Raw genomic sequence first — 5,522 nt, 5'->3', positions numbered from 1 at the left:
GCGGCCATGTCGAAGGCGATGTTCAGCAGCTGCGCCACCCGGTCGCCGGGCCGGATCCCGAGCGAGCCCGGGGCGGTCAGCAGGACGTTGCCGAGGTTCGCGTGGGTGACCTGGACACCGTTGCTCGGCCGGGTCGTCGCCATCGACGCCGAACGCCCGTGTGGTGACGCTCCCCCGGTGGCCGGTGGCGGCACCGCGATGGTGATCTTCACGTCCGGGACGACCGGGCGCCCCAACGGTGTCCAGGTCACCCACGCGAACCTCGGCAACGTCCTGCTGACCGCCCCGGGCTCGCTCGGGATCCGGCCCGGCGACCGGGTGGCGCAGCTGCTGAACATCGCCTTCGACATGGCCGCCTGGGAAATCCTCGGCACCCTGGCCCACGGCGGCTGCCTGGTGGTCCGCGGCAAGGACATCGAGGAGACCGCCCGCACGGCCGACGTCGTCATCGCCACCCCCGGCGTCCTGTCCACAGTGGATCCGAAAGCCTGCCCGCGGGTGCGGACCGTCGCCGTGGCGGGCGAGCGGTGCCCGGCCGCGCTGGCCGACGCCTGGGCGCGGCGGGCGAGTTTCCACAACGCGTGCGGCCCCACCGAAGTGACCATCGTGAACACCGTGCAGCGCTACGACCCCCGGCTCGGCACGCTGACGATCGGCCGTCCGGTGCCGAACACCACGGTGTACGTGCTCGACGACGAACTGAGACCGTGCGCGATCGGGCAGGTCGGCGAGATGTGGGCGGGCGGCGCGTGCGTCACGGCGGGGTACGCCGGCAACGACGTCCTCACCGCCGAGCGCTACCGGCCGGATCCCTTCCTCGGCGGCGCGCACCGGATGTTCCGCACCCGGGACCTCGTCCGGTGGACCGCCGACGGCCAGCTGGAGCACCACGGCCGCACCGACGACCAGGTCAAGGTGCGCGGCTTCCGCGTCGAGCTGGACGCGGTCACCGCGACGCTGGAGCGGGCGCCGGGCTGCGAACGGGCGGCGACCGTGCTGTACGACGGCGGGCTCGTCGGCTTCGTGACGCCCTCGACGGCCGAGCCGGAGCTGATCCGCCGTTCGGCCGAAGCCGCGCTGCCGTACTACAGCGTGCCTGCGATGATCGTCCCGGTGGACCACCTGCCGCTCACCGAGCGGGGCAAGGTCGACCGGCGGGCCCTGCTGTCGCGGTTGGACAGTCGCGAGCCGGCGGAGACGGTGGCATGACGGCGACGCTCCCCGCCACTGCGGAGTCCGTGCGGGCGCGGCTGAAGCGGCGGCCGTGGACCCACCACAACCGGCTGGCCGCCGCGGTCGTCGCCGGCAACGCCGTCGCCGCCACCGCCGGCCCGCTCGACGTCGGTGTCCTGACCTGGCTGGTGCTGGGCAACCTGGCGCTGGCCGTGCTGATCCGCCAGCAGCTGGTGATCAACCTGCTGTTCCGGCTGGCCACGGCCGTACCGGTGCGCCGTTCGCTGCGGCTGCGCTGGACGCTGGGCAAGGTCTACCACTTCGGCGGGCTGCACGTCGGCGGCACGCTCTGCGCCACCGGCTGGTTCCTCGTGCTCACCGGCGTGCTGACCGCCCGCGGCGGTCCGGCGGCCCTGCTGGTGACCACCTGGGCGATCGCGGTGGTCCTCGCCGTCGTGGTCGTGCTCGCGCTGCCCGGGGTGCGGGCCCGCCGGCACGACCTGTTCGAGCGCTCGCACCGGTTCGGCGGCTGGTCGCTGCTCGTGCTGTTCCCCGTCCACTCGGTGCTGCTGGGTGGCACCGACTTCGTGGGCTCGGGTCCGTTCTGGACGCTGCTGGTCGTCGTCACGAGCGTGGCGCTGCCGTGGCTGCGGCTGCGGCGGGTGCCGGTGCGGATCTCCCGGCCGTCGCCGCACGTGGCGCTCCTGTCGTTCGACTACGGCGTGACGCCGTTCGCCGGCTCCTCGACGGCGCTGAGCCGGAACCCGTTGCTGGAGTGGCATTCCTTCGCCAACGTCCCCGCGCCCGGGCGGACCGGGTTCCGGCTGACGGTGTCCCGGGCCGGCGACTGGACCGGCGCCCTGATCGACGACCTGCCGTCGCACCTGTGGGTGAAGGGCATCCCGACCGCCGGGGTGGGCAACATCGACAAGCTGTTCCGCCGGGTGGTCTGGGTGGCGACCGGCAGCGGGATCGGGCCGTGCCTGCCGCACCTGCTGTCCGGGGAGACGCCCGCGCGGCTCGTCTGGTCGACCCGCCACCCCCGGCGCACCTACGGCGACGAGCTCGTCGACGAAATCCTCGCCGTCCAGCCGGACGCCGTCGTGTGGGACACCGACAGCGCCGGCAAGCCCGATCTGGTCGAACTGGCCCTGAGCGCGCACCGGGACTTCGACGCGGAAGCGGTGATCTGCATTTCGAACAAGAAGACAACGTGGCACGTCGTCGAGGCGCTGGAAGCCCGCGGGATTCCGGCCTTCGGCGCGATCTGGGACTCGTGAGGGAGACAGCATGGACCGGACCGTCGTAGTCGACCTGCAGGCGCCCGTGGCGACCGTGACCGTGGACCGGCCGCGGGCGCGCAACGCGCTGTCGTCCCAGGTGCTCACCGAGTTGCTCGAGGTGTGCTCGTCGCTGGGTGGGAATCGAGCGGTCGCGGGTGTCGTCCTCACCGGCGCGCCGGGGCCGGCGTTCGTCGCGGGGGCCGACATCCGCGAGATGGCGGCGCTGGATCCCGAGGAGGGCACGCGGTTCGGCGCGCTCGGCCAGGAGGTCACGCGGGCGCTGGAGGCGCTGCCGGTGCCGGTGATCGCCTGCGTGGACGGCTACGCGCTCGGCGGCGGCTGTGAACTCGCGCTGGCGTGCGATGTCGTCTACGCGACCCCGAAGGCGGTGTTCGGCCAGCCGGAGGTCCTGCTCGGACTGATCCCGGGCTTCGGCGGCTGCGTCCGGCTGCACCGCCAGGTCGGTCCCGGACGCGCGCGCGAGCTGATCTACACCGGCCGGCACGTCGACGCGGCGGAGGCGCAGCGGATCGGGCTGGTCACCGAGCTGTTCGACAGCCGCGAAGCGATGCTCGCCGGAGCCCGCGCGACGATCACGGCGGTGTCGCGGAACTCGCGCGACGCGGTGGCGCTGGCCAAGAAGGCGGTGAACGCGAGCCGGGGCCGCACCGTGGACGACGGGCTGGAGCTGGAGCTGTCGGCGTTCCGGTCGGCGTTCAGCGGACCCGACATGCGTGAAGGTACCGGGGCGTTCCTCGGCAAACGCGAACCGGTGTTCGGGCGCTGACCGGGGCCGGTGCGCCATCAACGAGACGCACACAGCGCTGCTTCAAGCGCTGCACGACGAGCACGCGCCGGCGCTGTGGCGGTACGCCCTGCGCCTGACCGGCGACGACCAGCTGGCCCAGGACGTCGTCCAGGAATCCTTGCTGCGGCTGTGGAACAGCCCGGAGATCCTGGAGCAGGGCGAGCCGGCTTCGCGCGCCTGGCTGTTCACGGTGGCGCGCAACGTGGTGATCGACGAGCGCCGGAGTGCGCGCTCGCGGCGGGAGGTGCGGTCGCCGTTCGTCCCGGAGGAGTCCCGCACCGACCCGATCGACTCGGCCCTGGACGCGTGGGTGATCACGGACGTGCTGACGCAGCTGACCGAGGACCACCGGACGGTGATCGTCCGCGCGTACTACATGGGCCAGTCGGTGGCGGAGCTGGCGGTGGAGCTGGAGGTTCCGGAGGGAACGGTGCGCTCCAGGTTGTTCTACGGCCTGCGGGCGTTGCGGCTGGCGTTGCAGGAGAGGGGGTTGACCAGGCGTTGAACGATCCTTACCAGGATTGGGACGCGGCGTACGTGCTGGGCGCCCTCTCGCCCGCCGAGCGGCGCGAGTACGAAGGCCACCTGGGGTGCTGCGTGTCCTGCGCGGCGGCGGTGGCTTCGTTCGCGGGGATGCCGGGGATTCTTTCGGTGGTACCGCGGGAGACTTCGGTGGAGCTGCTCGGACCGGTTTCGCCGCGGGTCTCGCTGGTGCCGGGGTTGGTACGGGCGGTGCGGGCTTCGCGGCGGCGCGGACGGACCCGGGTGGCGGCGGCGCTGGCGGGCGCCGCGCTGGCGGGGGCGGTCGCGGGGTCCCGGTTGTTCGCACCGGGGTGTTCGCCGGATCCGCGGATCGACCGGACGACGTTGGCCCCGGCGACCACGCCGACCGCGGAGCCGACCGGCGGCCCGGCTCCGGCGGCAGTCCGCACGCAGTGAATGACTCGTTCCCGGCGTCGGGGGCCGGGAACGAGTCGTTCACCGCGTCCGGCTCGGCCTCAGCGCACCAGTTTCCTCAGCGGCCGCGCCAAGTCGCCCCGCTCTCCCACCGCCACGCCCGACAGGCCGAGCCACTCCGCCATGTGCCGCAGCTCCGCCGCCAGCTCCGGCAGCACCCGGGCCACGTCCACGCCCTCCTCCGCGAACGCGCCCTGGACCCGCAGCACCCCCGCCGCCCGGTCGGACTTCAGGTCCACCCTCGCGACCAGCGAACCGTCCAGCAGGAACGGGAACACGTAGTACCCGAACACCCGCTTCGGCTCCGGGACGTAGATTTCGATCCGGTAGTGGAACCCGAACAACCGCTCCGTCCGCGCCCGCTCCCAGATCAACGGGTCGAACGGGCACAGCAACGCCCGGCCCGGCACCGCCCGTGGCGTCCGGGCGGCGGCGTGCCGGTAGGCGACCTGCTTCCAGCCTCGGACCGCGACCGGCTCCAGCTCCCCCGACTCCACCAGCTCCGCCACCGCCTGGCGGGCCGGGGCCGGGCCGAGGCGGTAGTAGTCGCGCAGGTCCGTCTCCGTGGCCACGCCCAGCGCCCGCGCCGACCGCGAAATCAGGCCCCGCGCGCCCTCCTCCGCGGAGACCGACCGGGCCAGGATCTCCGGCGGGACCACCCGCTCGGTCAGGTCGTAGAGCCGCTCGAACGACCGCCGCGTGCCCGTGGTCAGCTGGCCGATGCCGAACAGGTACTCGCAGACCCGCTTGACCTCCGACCGCTCCCACCACGAGCCCGGCCCGCGGCGCTGGGCGTCCGCCTCCACCGCCCGCTCGATGCCGCCCGCGCCGATCGGGCCCAGTTCCTTGACCACCGACAGGATCTCGTCGACCAGGCCCGGCGACTTCTCGATCAACGGCCCGTAGTGCCGCCACCAGCCGTCGCGCTTGGCGCCCGAGCGGATCAGCGGCCAGTCCTCGATCGGCAGCAGGCTCGCCTCGTGCGCCCACGTCTCCACCAGCAGCCGCGGTCGGCGCGCCGAGTTCGCCCAGGCCGCCTCGTCGAGCAACGCCGGGTCGTACGCGCCCAGCCGGGAAAACACCGGCATGTAGTGCGCGCGGACCGCGACGTTCACCGAGTCCAGCTGCAGCAGCTGGACTCTCGACAACACCCGTTTCAGGTGCTGCCGCGAAGGCACGCCGGACGGACGCTGGTCGGTGAAGCCCTGTGCGGCCAGGAACGTCTTCCGGGCCGTCGAGACGCTGATCGTTTGCATGGTGCGCTCATGGTGCCACCCACCACCGACAAAAACCGGCGCCCC

Annotated in this window: 6 protein-coding genes and 1 pseudogene; 5 read left to right on the top strand and 2 right to left on the bottom strand. The window is 73.0% G+C overall.

Annotated features, from left to right (window positions below; all coding sequences use genetic code 11):
- A pseudogene (locus tag CCN39_RS52320) lies at positions 1-212 on the bottom strand (hypothetical protein); the annotation flags it as partial.
- Between CCN39_RS52320 and CCN39_RS43140 the strand changes: the two are divergent.
- Genes CCN39_RS43140 through CCN39_RS43120 form a run of 5 tightly spaced genes read left to right on the top strand, consistent with a single transcriptional unit; the run spans position 199 to position 4,203 of the window.
- The gene (locus tag CCN39_RS43140) at positions 199-1,209 is read left to right on the top strand and encodes an AMP-binding protein (protein ID WP_244211269.1); all 1,011 of its coding nucleotides are present in this window, start codon (positions 199-201) and stop codon (positions 1,207-1,209) included. The pseudogene CCN39_RS52320 and the gene CCN39_RS43140 sit on opposite strands and share 14 nt — an antisense overlap.
- On the top strand, positions 1,206-2,453 hold the full coding sequence (locus tag CCN39_RS43135) for a ferredoxin reductase domain-containing protein (protein WP_086852400.1): 1,248 nt from the start codon (positions 1,206-1,208) through the stop codon (positions 2,451-2,453). The genes CCN39_RS43140 and CCN39_RS43135 overlap by 4 nt, the downstream gene beginning before the upstream one ends.
- A 10-nt stretch (positions 2,454-2,463) precedes the next feature.
- Positions 2,464-3,243 (top strand): enoyl-CoA hydratase/isomerase family protein, encoded by a 780-nt coding sequence (locus tag CCN39_RS43130; protein WP_086852398.1) that lies wholly within the window; start codon positions 2,464-2,466, stop codon positions 3,241-3,243.
- A complete protein-coding gene (locus tag CCN39_RS43125; protein WP_279629622.1) occupies positions 3,191-3,769 on the top strand; it encodes a sigma-70 family RNA polymerase sigma factor in 579 nt (192 codons plus the stop codon). The genes CCN39_RS43130 and CCN39_RS43125 overlap by 53 nt, the downstream gene beginning before the upstream one ends.
- Entirely contained in the window at positions 3,766-4,203 is a 438-nt protein-coding gene (locus tag CCN39_RS43120) for a zf-HC2 domain-containing protein (protein WP_143264370.1), read from the top strand. Before CCN39_RS43125 ends, CCN39_RS43120 begins: the two co-directional genes overlap by 4 nt.
- 59 nt (positions 4,204-4,262) lie before the next feature.
- Here the strand turns inward: CCN39_RS43120 and CCN39_RS43115 are convergent, their stop codons facing one another.
- Positions 4,263-5,477 (bottom strand): winged helix-turn-helix domain-containing protein, encoded by a 1,215-nt coding sequence (locus tag CCN39_RS43115; protein WP_086852394.1) that lies wholly within the window; start codon positions 5,475-5,477, stop codon positions 4,263-4,265.
- Positions 5,478-5,522 lie beyond the last annotated feature (45 nt).

This window comes from Amycolatopsis kentuckyensis, from assembly GCF_002155975.1.
Classification (GTDB): Bacteria; Actinomycetota; Actinomycetes; order Mycobacteriales; family Pseudonocardiaceae; genus Amycolatopsis; species Amycolatopsis kentuckyensis.
Note: the sequence above shows the minus strand (reverse complement) of the source record. Positions and strands in the feature narration are given on the sequence as shown.

What these genes read in the sequence shown, in the direction of transcription:
- CCN39_RS43135 (WP_086852400.1), top strand. Translation starts at nt 1,206, where the DNA reads ATGACGGCGACGCTCCCCGCCACTGCGGAGTCCGTGCGGGCGCGGCTG.
- CCN39_RS43140 (WP_244211269.1), top strand. Translation starts at nt 199, where the DNA reads ATGGTGATCTTCACGTCCGGGACGACCGGGCGCCCCAACGGTGTCCAG.
- CCN39_RS43130 (WP_086852398.1), top strand. Translation starts at nt 2,464, where the DNA reads ATGGACCGGACCGTCGTAGTCGACCTGCAGGCGCCCGTGGCGACCGTG.
- CCN39_RS43115 (WP_086852394.1), bottom strand. Translation starts at nt 5,477, where the DNA reads ATGCAAACGATCAGCGTCTCGACGGCCCGGAAGACGTTCCTGGCCGCA.